21 protein-coding genes are annotated in these 18,639 nt (G+C 59.9%); 4 read left to right on the plus strand and 17 right to left on the minus strand.

Translation table 11 applies throughout. The features are described from left to right. Nucleotides 1-83 precede the first annotated feature (83 nt). Nucleotides 84-815, plus strand: coding sequence for a response regulator (locus PYW49_RS22140; protein WP_134347298.1), 732 nt, complete (start codon nt 84-86; stop codon nt 813-815). On the opposite strand, the gene PYW49_RS22145 is transcribed toward PYW49_RS22140, so the two are convergent. The 6 genes from PYW49_RS22145 to PYW49_RS22170 are packed head-to-tail and all read right to left on the minus strand — an operon-like array spanning nt 812 to nt 6,908. Further along, nucleotides 812-1,816 (minus strand): carbohydrate kinase family protein, encoded by a 1,005-nt coding sequence (locus PYW49_RS22145; protein WP_320387521.1) that lies wholly within the window; start codon nt 1,814-1,816, stop codon nt 812-814. The genes PYW49_RS22140 and PYW49_RS22145 overlap by 4 nt on opposite strands. Then, nucleotides 1,816-2,676 carry a ketose 1,6-bisphosphate aldolase gene (locus tag PYW49_RS22150; protein WP_320387543.1) on the minus strand — a complete coding sequence of 287 codons (861 nt, stop codon included), beginning with the start codon at nt 2,674-2,676 and terminating at the stop codon, nt 1,816-1,818. The genes PYW49_RS22145 and PYW49_RS22150 overlap by 1 nt, the downstream gene beginning before the upstream one ends. Nucleotides 2,677-2,686: 10 nt before the next feature. Continuing rightward, on the minus strand, nt 2,687-3,373 hold the full coding sequence (locus PYW49_RS22155; RefSeq protein ID WP_320387522.1) for a D-lyxose/D-mannose isomerase: 687 nt from the start codon (nt 3,371-3,373) through the stop codon (nt 2,687-2,689). Nucleotides 3,374-3,421: 48 nt separating this feature from the next. Further along, the gene (locus PYW49_RS22160; protein ID WP_126817613.1) at nt 3,422-4,363 is read right to left on the minus strand and encodes an ABC transporter substrate-binding protein; all 942 of its coding nucleotides are present in this window, start codon (nt 4,361-4,363) and stop codon (nt 3,422-3,424) included. 32 nt (nt 4,364-4,395) lie between these two features. Continuing rightward, nucleotides 4,396-5,391 carry an ABC transporter permease subunit gene (locus tag PYW49_RS22165; RefSeq protein WP_042719147.1) on the minus strand — a complete coding sequence of 332 codons (996 nt, stop codon included), beginning with the start codon at nt 5,389-5,391 and terminating at the stop codon, nt 4,396-4,398. Next, nucleotides 5,388-6,908, minus strand: a complete 1,521-nt coding sequence (locus PYW49_RS22170) for a sugar ABC transporter ATP-binding protein (RefSeq protein WP_320387524.1) — start codon at nt 6,906-6,908, stop codon at nt 5,388-5,390. The genes PYW49_RS22165 and PYW49_RS22170 overlap by 4 nt, the downstream gene beginning before the upstream one ends. Before the next feature lie 181 nt (nt 6,909-7,089). Between PYW49_RS22170 and PYW49_RS22175 the strand changes: the two genes are divergently transcribed. The 3 genes from PYW49_RS22175 to yjdP all read left to right on the plus strand — a co-directional run bounded on the left by PYW49_RS22175 (nt 7,090) and on the right by yjdP (nt 10,516). After that, the gene (locus PYW49_RS22175) at nt 7,090-9,366 is read left to right on the plus strand and encodes an ATP-binding protein (protein ID WP_320387525.1); all 2,277 of its coding nucleotides are present in this window, start codon (nt 7,090-7,092) and stop codon (nt 9,364-9,366) included. Between the two features lie 121 nt (nt 9,367-9,487). Further along, a complete protein-coding gene (locus tag PYW49_RS22180) occupies nt 9,488-10,120 on the plus strand; it encodes a GNAT family N-acetyltransferase (protein WP_134347293.1) in 633 nt (210 codons plus the stop codon). Nucleotides 10,121-10,189: 69 nt separating this feature from the next. Continuing rightward, a complete protein-coding gene (yjdP, locus tag PYW49_RS22185; protein ID WP_134347292.1) occupies nt 10,190-10,516 on the plus strand; it encodes a DDRRRQL repeat protein YjdP in 327 nt (108 codons plus the stop codon). 52 nt (nt 10,517-10,568) lie between these two features. Here the strand turns inward: yjdP and phnP are convergent, their stop codons facing one another. From phnP to phnF, 11 genes are all read right to left on the minus strand, one after another. Next, complete coding sequence (gene phnP, locus PYW49_RS22190; protein WP_320387527.1) at nt 10,569-11,327, minus strand: phosphonate metabolism protein PhnP; 759 nt, start codon at nt 11,325-11,327, stop codon at nt 10,569-10,571. A gap of 9 nt (nt 11,328-11,336) precedes the next feature. Next, entirely contained in the window at nt 11,337-11,771 is a 435-nt protein-coding gene (phnO, locus tag PYW49_RS22195) for an aminoalkylphosphonate N-acetyltransferase (protein WP_320387529.1), read from the minus strand. After that, the gene (phnN, locus tag PYW49_RS22200; protein ID WP_320387545.1) at nt 11,764-12,315 is read right to left on the minus strand and encodes a ribose 1,5-bisphosphokinase; all 552 of its coding nucleotides are present in this window, start codon (nt 12,313-12,315) and stop codon (nt 11,764-11,766) included. Before phnN ends, phnO begins: the two co-directional genes overlap by 8 nt. Next, nucleotides 12,312-13,448, minus strand: coding sequence for an alpha-D-ribose 1-methylphosphonate 5-triphosphate diphosphatase (gene phnM / locus PYW49_RS22205; RefSeq protein WP_320387530.1), 1,137 nt, complete (start codon nt 13,446-13,448; stop codon nt 12,312-12,314). Before phnM ends, phnN begins: the two co-directional genes overlap by 4 nt. Continuing rightward, nucleotides 13,445-14,125: a phosphonate C-P lyase system protein PhnL gene (gene phnL / locus PYW49_RS22210; RefSeq protein WP_320387531.1), complete on the minus strand. Its 681-nt coding sequence runs from the start codon at nt 14,123-14,125 to the stop codon at nt 13,445-13,447. Before phnL ends, phnM begins: the two co-directional genes overlap by 4 nt. An 85-nt stretch (nt 14,126-14,210) precedes the next feature. Beyond that, nucleotides 14,211-14,966 (minus strand): phosphonate C-P lyase system protein PhnK, encoded by a 756-nt coding sequence (gene phnK, locus PYW49_RS22215; protein ID WP_134347286.1) that lies wholly within the window; start codon nt 14,964-14,966, stop codon nt 14,211-14,213. Then, nucleotides 14,963-15,808 carry an alpha-D-ribose 1-methylphosphonate 5-phosphate C-P-lyase PhnJ gene (gene phnJ / locus PYW49_RS22220; RefSeq protein WP_134347285.1) on the minus strand — a complete coding sequence of 282 codons (846 nt, stop codon included), beginning with the start codon at nt 15,806-15,808 and terminating at the stop codon, nt 14,963-14,965. The genes phnK and phnJ overlap by 4 nt, the downstream gene beginning before the upstream one ends. Further along, nucleotides 15,801-16,865: a carbon-phosphorus lyase complex subunit PhnI gene (locus PYW49_RS22225; protein ID WP_320387533.1), complete on the minus strand. Its 1,065-nt coding sequence runs from the start codon at nt 16,863-16,865 to the stop codon at nt 15,801-15,803. The genes phnJ and PYW49_RS22225 overlap by 8 nt, the downstream gene beginning before the upstream one ends. Beyond that, a complete protein-coding gene (gene phnH / locus PYW49_RS22230; protein WP_320387534.1) occupies nt 16,865-17,449 on the minus strand; it encodes a phosphonate C-P lyase system protein PhnH in 585 nt (194 codons plus the stop codon). Before phnH ends, PYW49_RS22225 begins: the two co-directional genes overlap by 1 nt. After that, entirely contained in the window at nt 17,446-17,898 is a 453-nt protein-coding gene (gene phnG / locus PYW49_RS22235) for a phosphonate C-P lyase system protein PhnG (protein WP_320387535.1), read from the minus strand. The genes phnH and phnG overlap by 4 nt, the downstream gene beginning before the upstream one ends. Beyond that, nucleotides 17,899-18,624, minus strand: coding sequence for a phosphonate metabolism transcriptional regulator PhnF (gene phnF / locus PYW49_RS22240; protein WP_320387536.1), 726 nt, complete (start codon nt 18,622-18,624; stop codon nt 17,899-17,901). It abuts the gene before it with no gap. Nucleotides 18,625-18,639 lie beyond the last annotated feature (15 nt).

Here is an 18,639-nt window from a genome sequence, read left to right on the forward strand (position 1 = left end):
TTTCCGTCACTGAAAAAACTATTTAACTGGAGCCGACGGCAGAATGGTTCAGACTTAACATAATTCCCTGACGGAAGCATACGATGAAACCGGCGATTCTGGTGGTTGATGACGATACGGCAGTCTGCGAACTGCTTCAGGATGTGCTGAGCGAGCACGTCTTTAGCGTGCTTGTCTGCCATAACGGCCAGGATGCGCTGCGCCGGGTACAGCAGGATCCGAATATCGCGCTTGTTCTGCTGGATATGATGTTGCCCGATATCAACGGCCTGCAGGTTTTGCTGCAGCTGCAAAAGCAGCGTCCGGCGCTACCGGTTGTGATGTTAACCGGTCTGGGCAGTGAGTCAGATGTGGTGGTGGGGCTGGAGATGGGGGCCGACGATTATATTGGCAAACCGTTCAACCCGCGCGTGGTCGTCGCCCGCGTCAAAGCGGTACTGCGCCGTACGGGCGTACTGGCTGCAGAAACTCCCGCGGCACCCGTCGCGGGTATTGCCTTTAATGGATGGACGCTCGATACCACCCGCTGCGAGCTAAGCGATCCGAACCGCAATACCGTGCCCTTAACCCAGGGCGAGTACGGCTTGTTGCTGGCGCTCACGCAAAATGCCCGCCGTGTGCTAAGCCGCGATAGGCTGCTTGAGCTGACCCACAGCGAAAGCGCCGAGGTGTTCGATCGCACTATCGACGTGTTGATCATGCGTCTGCGCCGGAAGATCGAGGCTAACCCGCACCAGCCAGCCCTGATCAAAACCATTCGTGGGTTAGGTTACGTGTTTGCCACCGATGTGTCTCATTGCGAGAAAGCGGCCTAAGTATTCTCTTTAATAAACAGTTGCAGCTCGACCAGCGTTTTTGCGCCGTCAATAGCATTGGCGGCCAGCAGGCTTGCCCGCGCGCAGGCATGCGCCAGATAAATACTTTCCGCAAGCGGCAGCGATTCATGGCAGCCATATAAAAAGCCTGCGCAAAAAGCATCACCCGCGCCGACGCTGCCGATAATCTCTTCCTGCTCCAGCATCCATGACGGGATCCAGCGACCTTCTTCACCGCGTGCTTCTCCCCATGCCCCTTCCGGACAGTGGATCACCACCCGCTGGCGAACGCCGGCAGCCAGCAGCTGCGCCGCGGCTGCAGCGATATGGGCAACGTGCGGGGCGTCGCTTTCATCACGCATTGTCAGGCCGCTAAACTCCCCGGCTTCCAGCTCATTAATCACCAGATAGTCGAGATAGCGCAGGGCAGGGAGCACCAGCGGCTGATAGCGCGGGTCGCCCTTGCGGGAAACCAGATCGAGCGAGGTTTCATACCCTTGCTCGCGCATCTGCGCCAGCAGCCGCGCGCTGCGGGTGCCAAATTCGTCATCGGGCATGTCCAGGCTGTCGAGAAGCAAAAGGTAGCCGAGATGGAAAATTTTCATCGACCCGTCGAGACGGTCGAAAGCGGGCAGATCCAGCAGGCGGTTGGCCCCCGGTGAGTGGAAAAAGGTGCGTTGCCCGCAGGGGTCGGTCATGACCTGCGACATAGACGTCGGCGCAAAGGTGGTGCGCTGCACGCGCTGGCGGTTGACGTGGTACTGGTCGAGCATCGCCAGGATGTAATCTCCGTCGCCGTCTTCGCCAATCAGCCCTACCGCCTGCAGCGGCAGGCCGACGTGCATCTTCGCCAGCGTCAGCAGGACGTTGAGTGGTGCGCCGCCGGTTGAGCGTTCGCTGTGGGTGATTTCCGCCAGCCAGCCGCGCTCCGGCCACTGCACGATCTGATGGACGTGATCCACCAGCATATTGCCTGCGGCTATAATGCCTTTACGTTCCATTATGCCCGCCCCGCGCTGCCGAAGATGCGCATCTGTTCGGCGACCGTATCGGTAATCGCCTCTTCTATCCCCAGCAGCAGCTCGGCAAACTCGTCATAGAGCGGCTGGCGGTTTGCCATACGCTGCTCCACGGCGGCAAGCGCGGCCTGCGACATCCCGGTGTAGAAATTGATTTTATGAATGCCCAGCTCAATCGCGCGGCGAAAATCAGCATCGCTAATACCGGAGCCTCCGTGGAGCACCAGCGGCAGCCCCGTCTGCTGGCGAATGGCGTCCAGGCGTGGGAAATCGAGTTTAGGTTCGCCCTTGTATTTACCGTGCGCGTTGCCGATGGCAACCGCCAGCGCGTCAATACCGGTTGAATCGACAAATTCGCGAGCCAGCTGTGGGTCGGTAAAGCATGCTTCATCCGCATGCCCGTAAAGCGCGCCGCCTTCATCGCCTCCGACTGCGCCAAGCTCCGCTTCTACCGACACGCCAACGGCATGGCACATCTTCACCACTTCACGCGTCTGGCGGATGTTCTCCTCGTAGCTCAACGTTGAACCATCGAACATCACGGAGCTGAACCCTAAGCGCAGGGCGCGTACGACGGCTTCAAAATGCAGGCCGTGGTCGAGGTTGAGCACCACGGGAATATCGTGGCGAGCGGCCTCGAACTTAACCGCTTCGACAAGCGAATCCAGCGACACGTATTTAAAGTGCACCTCGGCGATGTTGATGATAAAAGGCGAGCGTTCCTGCTTTGCGGCGGCGAACAGCGCGCGCAGGAAATGGGAGTCGAGCACGTTAAACGCGCCCAGCGCATAGCGATGCGTCCTGGCGTGCTCAAGACCGTCGGCAAGAGAAATCAGTGGCATCATTCACCCCTTATATCCGAAACAGGTTGTACTCGTTGCACAGCACCAGCAGCGCCGGTTCGTCTTCTTCGATGTTGTTATAGCGGGCGACGGGCTGCAAAAAGTGGTTATCGTGTTCATCGTCATTGACCGACGACACTTCCCCGACCAGCACGTCGCCGAAGCCGCGTTCGCCCCAGAAACAGTGGTAAAGACCGGGCGTGAGACAGATGCTTTCCCCGGGCAGCAGGCGCAGCTGGCTGCCGGGCGCGTGGGTCTGAAGGCAGCCGTCGACGGTGACCGTCACGTCGGTGTTTTCCGTCTCTTCATGCGCACCGGCATTCCACAATTCAACAATCAGATTCCCGCCGCCCCGGTTGATAATGTCCTCTCGTTTACGCCAGTGAAAATGCATCGGCGTCAACTGACCGTCCCGCACGTGCATAATTTTTTCGGCATAGCATTTTTCATACGGCATGCCGTTCGGCGAGCCGTTGCGCAGGGTAAACAACGTCAGACCCTCGGCGGCAAAGTTGTTGCCACCAAACGCCGTCACGTCCCAGCCGAGTTTGAGATCGAACACTTCCTGCCATGCGGCCTGGTCAAGCTGCTGCCATTTTGTTGGCGGGAAACTGGCAAACGGCGGGAGATGCACGTCGTGCATAGAAAAAAACTGCCGCGTGTGGCCGAGGATTTCATTGATGTCGGAGCGTTTCATGGGGACTCCAGGTAAACGACGCCCTCTCCGGCAGGAGAGGGCGAAGGGTTACTTAACCGTCCAACCCTTATACGTGCCGACGTTCTTTTTATCGATCATCGTCACCGGGATCAGCACAGGCTCTTTCGGCGCAGGTTTGCCCTGTAATATGTCATAGCCGATCTCCACCGCTTTTGCCGCCATCACCTGCGGATCTTGCGCCGGGGTCGCCACAAACAGGGAGTTTTCACGCTTCAGGGCTTCCTCACCGTCCGGTGATCCATCCACGCCGACGATAAAGAACTCATTGCGCTGCGCCTGTTTTGCCGCCAGATCGGCACCGATCGCGGTCGGATCGTTAATGGCGAATACGCCGTCGATCTTCGGATTAGCGGCCAGCAGGGAGGTCATCACTTCCAGGCCACCTTCACGGCTGCCCTTGGCGTTCTGGTTATCCGAGAGCACCTTGATATCCGGATGTTTTTTGAATTCCGTCTGGCAACCTTCCACGCGGTTCTGCACCGCTGAGACCGGTGGTCCGTTGATGATCACCACATTGCCTTTGCCTTTCAGACGGTCGGTAATGTATTTACAGGCCATTTCACCCGCTTGGGTGTTATCGGAGGTGATGGTGGCATCAGCCCCTTCCGCCGCCACGTCAACCGCAACGACCACAATCCCTGCGTCTTTCGCGCGCTTCACCGCCGGGCCGATCCCTTTGGAATCTGCGGCGTTAAGGATGATCATGTCTACTTTAGCGGCAATAAAGTTGTCGATCTGCGCCACCTGCTGGCCCAGATCGTACCCGCTGGAGACCAGCGTCACTTTGACGTTATCGCCCGCCAGCTTGCGCGCTTCCAGCTCGGCACCTTTGGTGATCTGCACGAAGAACGGGTTAGCCAGGTCACCCACCGTCACGCCGATGGATTTCAGGTCTTTCGCCTGCGCAAACGGCGTTGCGGCAAGCAGCGCGCCAGCACAGAGCGCGGTTACTAACGGTTTCAAACGCATATTGTTTTCCTCGAAGCTGTAGGGTTTTGTTGTTATGCACTTTGATGGTGTCGGGTACGGTATTTGTCGATCAGCACCGCAATGATGATCACCGCCCCTTTGATCACCAGTTGCCAGAAGTAGGAGACGCCCATCAGCGTCATGCCGTTGTTGAGGGTGGCGATGATCAGGGCGCCGACCAGCGTGCCGGTGATCGTGCCGATCCCGCCGACGAAGCTGGTCCCGCCAAGGATCACCGCCGCAATCGCATCCAGCTCGTAGCCCATGCCGAGGTTGCCGTTGGCGCTGTAGAGGCGTGAGGCGCTCATCACCCCGCCAAGCCCGGAGAGCAGGCCGCTCATGCCGTAAACAAACAGCAGCACCAGCCAGACCTTGATCCCCGTTAAGCGCGCCGCCTGCATATTGCCGCCCACCGCGTAGATGTGAACGCCAAGCGTGGTGCGGCGCAGGATGAACCAGCAGATAGCAATGACCGCCAGGGCGATGACCACCAGCCACGGAATCGGGCCGAGGTAGTTATTGCCGATCCACTCGAAGCTGATGTTGGAGTTAATAACCGTCGTGCCGTCGGCCAGCAGGTACGCCGCGCCGCGCAGCGCCGTATAGGTGCCGAGGGTGACGATAAACGGCGGAAGTCCGGCAAAGGCCACCAGCGCGCCGTTGAACAGGCCCAGCACCATGCCGAGCATCAGCGCGGCGGGAATGGAGAGCATGGCGAATTCGGGGATCAGCGACACCACCATCGCGGCCACCGCCGTGGTGCCCAGAATCGAGCCTACGGAGAGGTCAATCCCGCCGGTTAAGATAATGAAGGTCATTCCCGCCGCCAGCACGATGTTGATCGACGCCTGACGGGTAATGTTGAGCAGGTTGCTCTCGGTGAAGAAGTTGGGCGCGATAAAGCCAAATACCGCCACAATCAGGATCAGAATCGGCAAAATGCCGACCGTTTGCATCAGATCGCTCATCAGCATTTTTTTTGCGGAGGCGGATTTCGCCACCTGCTGCGGATGGGTAGGAGTTGTCATGATTGCACCGCCTGATGATGTGTGTCGTTCACGCCGGTTGCCAGCGTCATAATGTTTTCCTGAGAGATGTCACGCCCGTGGAGTTCACCCGCAATGCTGCCTTCTCGCATCACGTACACCCGGTCGCTCATCCCCACCACTTCCGGCAGCTCGCTGGAGATCATCAAAATTGCCACGCCTTTGCGCGCCATCTGGTTCATGATGCGGTAGATCTCGCTTTTCGCGCCGACGTCCACGCCGCGCGTCGGTTCGTCCAGAATCAGAATGCGCGGGCCGATTGCCACCCAGCGGGAGATGAGCAGCTTTTGCTGATTGCCCCCTGACAGCCCGCCCGCGCGCACCTGAGAGTGCGGCACGCGGATGTTAAGCAGGGCGATAGCGTCATCGGAAATGGACTGGGCTTTTTTGCGGTTTAACATGCCGAAGGTGGCGTCGCGCTCAAGCGTCGCCATGGTGATGTTCTCCTGCGCCGCCAGCTCCAGAAACAGCCCCTGCTCCTTGCGGTTCTCGGTGAGAAAACCGATGCCGTTTTCGATAGCGGCGCGCGGGGAGTGGATCACCACCGGCTCGCCGTCGACCTCAATCATGCCGCCCGTGGCTTTGCGCGCGCCAAAGATCAGCTGCGCCAGCTCAGAACGTCCGGCGCCCACCAGCCCCGCCAGGCCGACGATTTCGCCGGAACGCACCTGCAGGCTGCAGGGCTGTACTTTTTTACCGTCGGTGAGGTGATGCACGTTAAGACGCGGGCTGCCGAGAGGGATATCACGCTCTTTGTTAAACAGGTCGCTTAACGGGCGGCCCACCATCATCTTCACCAGCTCGGAGGCGTTCAGCTTGTCGCGCGTCAGGCTGCCGACGTACTGCCCGTCGCGCAGAACGCTGACGCGGTCAGAAAGTTCATATACTTCCGCCATCCGGTGGCTGATATAGATGATTGCCATCCCTTCATCGCGCAGGCGCAAAATCAGTTCAAACAGGCGATGGGTTTCGCGTGAGGAGAGGGCGGCGGTGGGTTCATCCATCACCAGAATGCGGCTGTTGCGGTGCAGCGCGCGGGCGATTTCCACCTGCTGCTGCTCGGCGATGGTCAGCTTCATCACCAGATCGGTGGCGTTGAACTGCGCGCCGAGGCGCTCAATCACCGCCTGCGCCTGAGCGGCCATCTCTTTACGCTGGACCATCCCGCCGCGCGACAGCTCGCTGCCAAGAAAGATATTCTCGGCAACGGTCAGGTTGGGCGCGAGCTGCATCTCCTGATAAATCAGGGTAATGCCTGCAGCCAGCGCATCTTTCGGCCCTTTGATATGAAACGGTTGGCCGTCGATCAGGATTTCGCCGCTGGTGGCGGTATAGGCTCCCGCGAGGATTTTCATCAGCGTGCTTTTTCCCGCGCCGTTTTCCCCCATCAGCGCGTGGATCTCACCGGGGAAGACCGTCAAATCCACACCCTTGAGCGCGTGGAAACTGCCAAACGTTTTGGCAATGCTGCGCATCTCCAGTACTGGGGTTCTGCTCATGGCGGATCTCCTGTGAATGTCGATATCTGCACTTCATCACAGGTACGTAAATGCAAAATGTCAGAAGCTGTTCATATTTGTCATAGTTATGAATAGCTAATCGCCATCACATTTTCCTTTTCCCTCTCCCGGTGGGAGAGGGGCAGGGTGAGGGCACCAAACCGCACAGGAACCTAACTCCATGCCATCACGTCCCCCGTTTTTCGCCAGCGCCCGAGGCCGCCTGCTGATTTTCAATCTGCTGGTGGTCGCCGTTACGCTGATGGTGAGCGGCGTGGCGGTGCTCGGTTTCCGTCATGCCAGCCAAATCCAGGAGCAGGTGCAGCAGCAAACGCTGGATGATATGACCGGCAGCATGAACCTGGCCCGCGATACCGCTAACGTGGCGACGGCGGCGGTGCGGCTCTCGCAGGTGGTGGGAGCGCTGGAGTACAAAGGCGAAGCCGAGAGGCTGAAGCAAACGCAAATGGCGCTGCGCCACTCGCTGGAGCAGCTTGCGGATGCGCCGCTGGCGCAGCAGGAGCCGGCGCTGGTGGCGCGGATTATTCAGCGTAGTCATGAGCTGCAGCAGAGCGTGACGGAGATGCTTGAGCGTGGACAGCGACGCCATCTGGAGCGTAACGCGCTGCTTAGCTCGCTGTATCAAAGCCAGAGCTACCTGCGTCATCTGCAGGACATCAACCTCCGCTATGGCAGCAATGTTCCGGATGCGCAGCAGCTGATGGAGATGGACCGGCTGCTCGCTGCCGCCATCGACACTCCTTCGCCGCGCGCGACCGTTCAGCAGCTGGATGCGGTGACCGCAGCCCTGACACGGAGTGCCGTACAGCCGATCGTGAAGGGGGTTCTGCCTGATTTTAATGCCGAGTTAGGTAAGCTCGCCCCCCTGTCGAAACAGCTGGAAGAGAGCGACCTGGCGATAAGCTGGTATATGTTCCACATTAAGGCGCTGGTGGCGATCCTCAACAGTGACATCAATCAGTACGTTGAGCAGGTGGCGCAGGCCTCCCGGCTTCGCACGGCCCAGAGTCATCACGAACTGCAATCCATCAGCGTGTTTATCAGCTTCTTCGCCGTGCTGGCGCTGATCATCACCGGGTGCGCCTGCTGGTATATCTACCGCAATCTGGCCTCCAACCTGACGGCGATTTCCCGGGCAATGTCGCGCCTTGCTCACGGTGAACAGGATGTCTCCGTCCCCGCCCTGCAGCGGCGCGATGAGCTGGGTGAGCTGGCGCGCGCGTTTAACGTTTTTGCCCGCAACACCGCCTCGCTTGAGCACACCACGCGTCTGCTGAAAGAGAAAACCACGCAGATGGAGATCGACCGCATCGAGCGTCAGGGGCTGGAAGAGGCGCTTCTGCACAGCCAGAAAATGAAAGCCGTCGGACAGCTGACGGGAGGGCTGGCGCATGATTTTAATAACCTGCTGGCGGTGATCATCGGCAGCCTTGAGCTTACCGATCCTGAATCAAAAGACGCGCCGCGCATCACCCGGGCGCTGAAGGCTGCCGAGCGTGGTGCCTTACTGACCCAGCGCCTGCTGGCGTTTTCCCGTAAGCAATCCCTGACGCCGCATGCGGTAGACATGCTGCCGCTGCTGGAGAACCTCCGGGAGCTGATGCGCCACTCTTTGCCTGCCACGCTCACGCTTGAGATTGAAGCGCAATCCCCGGCGTGGCCCGCCTGGATAGACGTCAGCCAGTTGGAAAACGCCATCATCAACCTGGTGATGAACGCCCGCGATGCGATGGAAGGACAAAGCGGGGTGATAAAAATCCGTACCTGGAATCAGCGCGTCACCCGCAGCGACGGACGCCGGCAGGATATGGTGGCGCTGGAAGTCATCGATCGCGGCAGCGGGATGTCTCAGGAGGTGAAATCGCGGGTCTTTGAACCGTTCTTCACCACCAAACAGACCGGGAGTGGAAGCGGGCTGGGCCTGTCGATGGTCTACGGTTTTGTGCGTCAGTCCGGCGGTCGCGTGGAGATCGAAAGCGCGCCGGGGCAGGGGACGACCGTGCGGCTTCACCTCCCGCGCTCGACGCTGCTCGCCGCCGCAGTTGATGAAACGCAGTCTGCCGCCGCCTCCGTCGATAACGAGCGGCTGGTGCTGGTGCTGGAAGATGAAGCCGATGTTCGCCAAACCCTGTGCGAGCAACTGCATCAGCTTGGCTACCTGACGCTGGAAGCGGACAACGGCGAGCAGGCGCTGAGCATGCTGGCGGCGTCGCCGGATATTGGCATGTTTATCAGCGACCTGATGTTGCCCGGAAACCTGAGCGGGGCGGAGGTGATTAACCATGTGCGCAGTCATTATCCGCAGCTTCCGGTGCTGCTGATCAGCGGCCAGGATTTACGGCCTGCGCATAACCCTCAGCTGCCGGACGTTCAGTTACTGCGTAAGCCGTTTACGCGAGTGCAGCTGGCGCAGGCGCTGCGGAAAATATGTTTTTAAACGCCCCTGTTTAGGATTTCATCAAGAGCATCGTTAAAGCCGGTGATGCTAAGCTGCGCAAAATTTGGCAGATTGGGATATAAAGGGAATTATGCCGGTACTCACAAGAGGGGACTCACATATGATCGTGATGCCTACAACATATAGCCCGAGCACAGTTGCCAGGTCGTTTAAACTCGTTGATGAGTTTGAACTCTCCGGGCGAGTGCTACACGTCATTTTTGATAGTCTGACGCCAAGAGCTGCGATTATTGAAGCGGATATCGAAACCTTCGATGGGGTGCCACGGCATCGGGTTGTTGCTGCCCTGGATTTACAACGAAAAGCGCATTTGGGTGAAGACATCATTGCCGTCGAGCGCTGTTGGGAAGATGCCAACCTTATTCAGGTAGAAGGTATCTGCGTTGATCCCGCTGAGCGTGACAAGGGGCTGGCAACTCGGCTGTATGAAGCCCTGGTCTTACACTGCGGCGTGACGCTTGTCAGCGATTTTGAGCAATATGAAGGCGGGAAGATGCTCTGGCAGAAAATTGCCCGCGAGTCTGATCAGATAGCTGTCTTTGTTCTCGATACCGAGCAGGGCGCATTTTGGCCGTATGATGGGAGCAAGGTTATCTATGACGGAGGCTGTATTCCCGAGGATCGTATCTGGAGCCATTCGCCGGACCAAAAATGCTATGGCATCGTATTGGTTGCAGAAAATAAACAACGTGCGAATCAACTCATGGAAGACCCCGCTCGTTACAGAATTTGAGATTCCTCCGCTACCCCAGTCCTCAACCGTTCATTATCGTAAGGCCAGTTCACCTGCGAGTCTGGCCTTATGAAACGTTACTCAACTGCTCTGTTATTTGGTCTGCTGTCACTCACCAGCCAGCTGGCTCATGCCGATATTGTTGATGATGCTATTGGCAACATTCAGCAGGCAATCAACGATGCCTATAACCCCAGTAGCAGCCGCAGCAGCGATGATAGTGACGATCGTTATGACCGCAGCCGCCAAATCGACAGTCGACAGTACGACGATCGTCGTCGGCAGCTCGAAGACAGACGCCGCCGTCTGGACGAGCGTCAGCGTCAGTTAGATGACGATCGCCGTCGGTTAGAAGAGGATGAGCGCAGGTTAGAAGACGATTACGATCGAGGCTAAGTGCGGCCTGTTGCCCTCACCCCAGCCCTCTCCCACGGGAGAGGGGGAAAACCTAATCCAGCACCAGCACCATCTCGTCATACCCCGCCTCAATCCCCTGCGGCAGCGGGTTATCCATCATCCACACGTCAAACTGATGGCTGATGTGCGTCAGGATCACCTGCGGGCAGCCAATCACCTCGTTTAACGCCATCACGGTATTTAAGTCGCAATGGTTTCGCGGCGTCTCGTCGCGCGGTTCGTGACTGCAGTCGATAATCATCGCCTGCGGCTGGTTGTTGAGCAGGAACTTCACCGTTTTTTCTGGCAGCCCGGCGGTGTCGGAAAGCCAGGCCACGCGGCTGTGGGCCGATTCCAGCAAATATCCGAAGGTCAGTTTCGAATGGTTGAGCGGCAGCGGCGTGACCCGCAAGCCCTGAAGTTCAAACATCACAAACGGTTCGACCGTGTGGCTGAAATCGAGGATCCCCGGGTGTTTGAACAGGTCGTCACAGCCCGCTTCATCCGGTGGACCGTAGACCGGAATGGTCGCGCCCACGCCCCAGCGCAGGGGAAACAGCCCCTGAACGTGATCCATATGATAGTGGGTGAGTAAAAACTGCTGGAAGCTGCCCGCAGGCCAGTCATCCATCAGGTGCGGAATGCCGGCATCCAGCAGGGTGACGGCGTCGTTGAATTTGACCACCGCGCTGCACGGGCGACGGCGATAGTTATCCTGCAGGCGCGCCCGGCGACACGCCGCACAGTAGCAGCCAAAGACAGGAACCAGCTGTGCACCACCTGTTCCCGTTAACGTAATCGTCAGACTCATCGCACACCTCTACAGTGGTTTGGTGAATCGAAAATGGCTCTGCGTATACCCTTCACGAACGTAAAAACGGTGCGCGTCGGTGCGCTTGACGCTGGTGGAGAGTTCGGTCAGCTCTGCGCCGGCCTGTTGTGCCACCTCTTCCGCCCAGGCCAGCAGCTGGCTGCCCACCTTCAACCCGCGCGCCTGCGGCATCACTACCAGCTCCTGGATCTCGCCGATCCAGCGCGCGTGATGGAGATGAAACTGCAGGTGCAGGCCGATCATGCCGATGGCCTGCCCGTCCATTTCTGCAAGCTGGTAGCGCATGTTGCGATCCTGCAGATTGGCAAGATAGCCCGCGTGAAACGCCTGGCGATCGAACTCGGCCTGCTTTAACTCGCAGATTAACGCATAAACGATGTGCGCATCGTCTGCGGTGGCGGGGCGAAGCGTGCAGTCAGGCATGCTGGTTCTCCTTCTGACGGATAAGCGATAAAAAGGTATCGACTGACTGTAGCAAACTTCCGTCGTTATTGAGGATGTGACAGTCTGAAGGGGTATAGCGGGCCGCACGCTCAAGCCGCTGGTCTATCTCACGGGCGGATTCACGCCCCCGGCTCTGCAGCCGGCTGCGCAGGACGTCTGGCGAAACCTGCAGACAGACCGGCAGCAGGGCCGCCTCGTAGCGGGCGCGCGCTTGTGGCAGATGCGCGCGTGAGCCGTTGACCAGCACGTCGAACCCCGCATGCAGCCATAGGTCAATCTCAATGCCGATCCCGTAGTAGTAGCCGTTGGCGTGCCAGCTCAGCGCCAGCAGGTTTTGCCCGGCACGGGTGAAAAACTCCTGCTCGCTCAGGGCGATATGGTTTTCACTCCCGGCGTTGGCCGCGCGGGTAATATAGCGATGCGCGACCAGCAGCTGCGGGTGTTCCCGCTGTCGTAAGGTGGACAGCAGACTGTCCTTACCGGAGCCGGACGGCCCCATTAACCAGATGAGTCTTCCCATCAGAACACCCGTTTTCCCTGACGCCAGACGTGGTCGATATGGATGTGCTCGCCCTTGCGGTGGGCCAGCACCAGATCCGCGCGTTTACCCTCGGCTATCTCGCCGCGATCCTGAAGATTAAGCGCCGAGGCCGGGTTTTTCGTCACCAGGCGAATGGCCTGCGGCAAGGTGAAGCGGTTGCCCTCGTCGTTCGCCACCCGGAACGCCGCGTCCAGCAGGCTGGCAGGGTAGTAGTCGGACGAGAGGATATCCAGCAGGCCAAGTGAGGCGAGTTTGCTTGCCGCTACGTTGCCGGAGTGCGAGCCACCGCGAACGATATTTGGTGCGCCCATCAGCACGTTCATGCCGTGTTTGCGCGAGGCTTCGGCGGCTTCAAACGTGGTGGGAAATTCCGCGATCACGCTGCCAAGCTGATGGGATTCGAGCACATGATCGTGCGTGGCGTCGTCGTGGCTGGCTAGCGCAATATTGCGATCGCGGCAGAGGGCGGCAATGGCGAGGCGGTTCGGCTGCGACCACCGCGCCGCGAGCGCTAGCTGTTCTTCTTCGTAACGGGCCATCTCCGCATCGTTGAGAGAATATTTGCCCTGATAGTATTCGCGATACTTCTCAATATTGGCGAACTGGCGCTGCCCCGGTGAATGGTCCATCAGGGAGACCAGCGAGACCGGCTCACGGCCCACCAGCTTTTCAAACAGCGGCAGGGTGGTGTGGTGCGGCAGCTCGCAGCGCAGATGCAGACGGTGCTCGGCGCGGTTGAGGCCGCGTTTTTGCGTCTCTTCCACGGCGTTGATCATCTTCTCCAGGTTTTCCAGCCGATCGCCGCCGTCGCGCACGTCGCCAATCGCCACCGCGTCCAGCACGGTAGTGATGCCGCTGGCAACCATCAGCGCGTCGTGGCTGCTCATGGCCGAATGGGCGGGCCAGTCCACCTTCGGGCGAGGCGTGAAAAATTTGTCCAGATTATCGGTATGCAGCTCAATCAGCCCCGGCAGCAGCCAGCCGCCTTCACCGTCCATCGCTTCAGGGGTACGGCTTTGGGTTTCGGCAAATGCGCGGATGACGCCGTCCCGGACTTCAATCGAGCCATCAACGACTTCGTTTTCCAGCACCAGCTTGACGTTATTGATAATCATGCGTTTGTCCCCATCGGGTGCAGTCTGTCCGCGACGCGGGTGCGAACGCTTTCGTCGTGGAAGATCCCGACGATCGCCGCGCCGCGCGCTTTGGCCTGTTCGATCAACTCCACCACCGCCGCGCTGTTTTTATCGTCGAGCGAGGCAGTGGGTTCATCCAGAAGTAAAATCGGGTAGTCGACGATAAAGCCGCGGGCGATGTTGACGCGCTGCTGCTCGCCGCCGGAAAAGGTCGACGGAGCGAGATGCCACAGGCGCTCGGGCACGTTGAGGTGCGTCAGCAGGCTGGCGGCTTTGGCGGCGCAGGCTTCACGCGGTACGCCGAGATCCAGCAGCGGCTGCATGACCACGTCCAGGGCGGAGATCCGCGGGATCACCCGCAGAAACTGGCTCACCCAGCCGATCGTCGAGCGGCGCACGTCCAGCACCTTTCGCGCGGGGGCCTGAACCAGGTCTACCCACTCATCGCCGTGGCGAATATGGATGTGTCCTTCGTCAGGCAGGTAGTTGGCATACAGGGAGCGCAGCAGGGTGGATTTCCCGCTGCCGGAATGGCCGTGCAGCACCACGCATTCGCCGCTGCTGACCTTCAGAGAGGCATTTTGCAGCACCGGCAGGCGCACGCCATTTTGCTGGTGGAGCACGAAGGTTTTACTGACATTTTCAACGTGGATCATGTTGGCCTCGCGAGGGGGTCATGCCGGGTGGCGCTTCGCTTACCCGGCCTACAAGGTACGGTATTCGTTTTGCCGGGTGGCGCACTCAATTCTGCAGCACGGACGACACCAGCAGCTGGGTATATGGATGGTGGGGATCGTCGAGCACGCGGTCGGTTAACCCACTTTCCACCACCTGACCCTGCTTCATCACCAGCAGGCGGTCGGCCAGCAGGCGCGCAACGCCTAAATCATGGGTGACAATCACCACCGCCAGGTTCAGCTCCACCACCAGACCGCGCAGCAGGTCGAGCAGACGCGCCTGCACGGACACATCCAGCCCGCCGGTGGGTTCATCCATAAACACCAGCTTCGGGTGAGTGACCAGATTGCGGGCAATCTGCAGGCGCTGCTGCATGCCGCCGGAGAAGGTGGTGGGCAGGTCATCGATGCGTGACGCGGGGATTTCAACTTCCTCCAGCCAGTGCTGCGCCGTGGCGCGGATGTTGCCGTAGTGGCGTGCGCCGGTCGCCATCAGCCGCTCGCCGATGTTGCCTCCCGCCGAGACCTGACGGCGCAGGCCGTCCATCGGGTGCTGATGCACCACGCCCCACTCGGTGCGCAGCAGGCGGCGGCGTTCGGCTTCGCTCATGCCATACAGCGACACGCCGTTATACAAAATGTCGCCATTTTGCGGCGTCAGGCGCGCGGAGATGGACTTCAGCAGCGTGGTTTTGCCGGAGCCGGACTCGCCGACAATGCCCAGCACTTCCCCCGGCCAGAGTTCGAACGACACGTCGCTGAAGCCTTTGCCCGGCGCATAAAGGTGAGTCAGGTGATTAACCGAAAGCAGCGGTTTCATTGGCTGTTCGCCTCGCTCTGTTGGCGGCAATAATCGGTGTCGGAGCAGACAAACATCCGTTTGCCCGTGTCATCCAGCACCACTTCATCGAGATAGCTATGCTTCGAACCGCAGATGGCGCACGGCTCGTCCCACTCCTGCACCGTAAACGGGTGATCGTCGAAATCCAGGCTCTCCACCCGGGTGTAAGGCGGGACGGCGTAGATGCGTTTTTCGCGCCCGGCGCCAAACAGCTGCAGGGCGGGCATCATGTCCATTTTCGGGTTGTCGAACTTCGGGATCGGCGACGGGTCCATGACGTAGCGCCCGTTCACCTTCACCGGGTAGGCGTAGGTGGTGGCGATATGGCCGAAGCGGGCGATATCCTCATACAGCTTCACCTGCATCACGCCATACTCTTCCAGGGCGTGCATGGTGCGGGTTTCCGTTTCGCGCGGCTCGATAAAGCGCAGCGGCTCCGGGATCGGCACCTGGAAAATCAAAATCTGATCTTCGGTGAGCGGCGTTTCCGGAATGCGGTGACGGGTCTGGATCAGCGTCGCATCTTCGGTTTTTTCGGTGGTATTAACGCCGGTCACGCGCTGAAAGAAGTTGCGTATCGACACGGCGTTGGTGGTGTCGTCCGCGCCCTGGTCGATCACTTTCAGCACGTCTGCTTCGCCGATCACGCTGGCGGTGAGCTGGATACCGCCGGTACCCCAGCCGTAAGGCATCGGCATTTCGCGGCCGCCGAACGGCACCTGATAACCCGGAATGGCGACCGCTTTGAGTATGGCGCGGCGGATCATGCGTTTGGTTTGCTCATCCAGATAGGCAAAGTTGTAGCCGCTTAAGTTAGCCATGTTTACGCTCCCGTTGCAGGCGTTTCAGCAGTTCCAGTTCGGCCTGGAAATCGACGTAGTGCGGCAGTTTGAGGTGCGAGACGAAACCCGCTGCTTCTACGTTGTCCGCGTGGGCCAGCACGAACTCTTCGTCCTGCGCCGGGCCTGCAATGTGTTCGCCGTAGTCCGGTGCCTGCAGGGCGCGGTCGACCAGCGCCATTGCCATGGCTTTGCGCTCGCCGAGGCCGAACACCAGCCCGTAGCCGCGGGTAAAGTGCGGAGCCTTGTCTTCTGGTGCGACGAAACCGTTGACCATTTCACACTCAGTCATCAGCAGTTCGCCGACGTTCACCGCAAAACCCAGCTCTTCCGGCACGATTTCAACGTCGATATAGCCGCTGCGAATCTCAGCTGCAAACGGGTGGTTGCGCCCGTAGCCGCGCTGGGTGGAGTAGGCCAGCGCCAGCAGATAGCCTTCGTCGCCTCGTATCAGCTGCTGCAGGCGCGACGATCGCGAGCACGGGTAAACCGGCGGCGTACGGGTGATATCATCCGGCTGCGCGCCTGAGTCCTCTTCCGCCTTCGCCAGGCCCTGTTTTGCCAGCAGGCTGAAGACGTGCGGAGACGGCTCTTGTTCGGCGTCAGAGGTGCTGAGCGGCGGCGTTTCGCCGTTCGCCAGCAGAGTGAAATCCAGCAGGCGATGGGTGTAGTCATAGGTAGGACCCAGCCGCTGGCCGCCGGGAATATCTTTGTACACCGCTGAAATGCGGCGTTCTAAGCGCATCTCCGCCGTATTGACCGGCTCGCTCACCGCCAGTTTGGCAAGCGTGGTGCGGTAGGCGCGCAGCAGAAAGATGGCTTCCACGTTATCGCCGCTGGCCTGCTTCAGGGCCAGCGCCGCCAGTTCACGGTCGGCGATACCGCCCTCGGTCATCACCCGATCGACGGCGAGGTTTAGCTGCTGCTCAATCTGGGCGACGTTCAGCTCAGGAAGCTGTTCGTCACCCCGTCGTCTGTGCGCCTGTAGCGCATGGGCGGCGGCGATGGCCTTTTCGCCCCCTTTGACGGCAACGTACATCAGCACACCTCCACGTGGGTGGTCCGAGGGATTGCCAGCAGGCGCTCGCCGCAGGTCAGGATCAGGTCAATGCCCAGCGGGAACGGGTGCGGACGCTCGGTCAGCTCATGAATGATGCACTCTGGCAGCTGCGGCGCGACCATGCGTTCATCCGCAATGCCCGCACCGGTCAGGCGCAGCATACGGCCGCCGCTCAGGCTTGAAACCTGCAAAATCAAGGTGGCGCTGGTCTCCGGAGCCACCGCGCTGCCCTCGCTCAGGGCGTTGAGCTGCTCGTGGCTGATTTGTTCGTCGGCCACGGCAAAGACGGCCTGCCGGGGTTGCTCAACCAGCGGGGCGCTGGTGTGAAAACGCAGGTTCTGGCTGGCGATATCGTTCGACAGTGCGCCCGAAAGCCACACTGGGGTGTCGTTGTCGGCCAGGGTCAGCAGTACGCTGGTGGTGGCCAGATTTAACGGCAGCCAGCCCTGAGAGAGCTGGTGCAGCGAGACGATCACACCCGGCTCGCTCATGGCTTTCAGCAGGCGACGAAAACTTTGTTGGGCATCCTGGACGGCCAGGGTAAAAGCAGGTTGAAGCGTCATACGTTGTCTCCGCGAACGAGCGTAAAGAAGTCGACCCGGCTGGTATTCACTTCGGCCTGACGTGCGGCAATTCGTGCGGCGCGGTCAGCTTCCAGCGGGGCAATAAGGGTTTCCATCAGGGTCTGGAAATGCGGTTGTTCCTGTAAAAGCGCGTCGATCACCGCGCAGCGCTCGGCGTGCGCTTTATCGCGCCCCAGCACGTAGCTGTAACCTAGCGTGCCGCTGTTCAGGCGGATCGCTGCGCGGGTGAGGGTGGCATCTCCGGCGAAGAAGCGCTCGCCGGTACCGCCCATACGCGCCTGGATCTGAACGAGGCCGATCTCCGGGGCGCGGAGGGTGTCGTAATCGGGCGCCAGGCTAAGGGCGTTCATGCGGGCAGACAGCGCAGCGGGCTGACTGTGAGCAAGTACGCGCATCCAGCGCTGTCGGGTGGCGGTGTCGAAGTGCATTCAGTGCTCCATGGTGAATTCGATCATGTCGGCGCGGGTCAGGCTGACGGAGTATTCTGTCGCATTGACCTCACCGTCACGGTGGTTGAGCGTGCGCACGCAGAGCAGCGGAGCCATGTTGGGGATTTCCAGCACCTTGCTCTCTTTTGCCTGCGCCCGGCGGGCGCTGATGCGCGTCTGGGTACGCTTAAGCGCAATGCCTGTCGCACCCTGAAGAAAATCGTGCAGCGAGCCGCTGGAGAAATGCTGCAGCACCGGCCAGAGGGCGAGGTCCGCGAAGTAGTGGTCTATCTGACAGACCGCGACGCCGTTGACCCGGCGCAACGTGCGCAGATGGATGACGTTATCGCCTTCCTGAATGCCCAGCGCGTCCGCCACATGGCTGGAGGCCGGACGCAATACCGAGAGCAGTTTTTCACTGGTCGGGTGGCTGCCCTGGTCCAGCAGGTTCTGGCTAAAGCGCGCCTGGGCGTTTAGCGGGTAGTCGAACGGGCGCATCAGCACCAGGACGCCCACGCCCTGGCGGCGCTGCACCCAGCCGCGCTCGACCAGCTGGTCAATGGCGCGGCGCAGGGTGTGGCGGTTCACTTCGTAGCGGTCGGCAAGCTGTTGTTCTGCTGGCAGATAGTCTCCGCAGCGGTAGTGCGTGCGCAGTTCCACTTCGAGCCTGGCTGCAATCTCTTGCCAGCGGGTGGGGTAACTGGTCGGATGTCTGGATAAGTGCATATAAAACAAAGCCTC

The sequence above is a fragment of the Enterobacter chinensis genome, assembly GCF_034008295.1.
In the GTDB taxonomy this organism is placed as follows: Bacteria; Pseudomonadota; Gammaproteobacteria; order Enterobacterales; family Enterobacteriaceae; genus Enterobacter; species Enterobacter chinensis.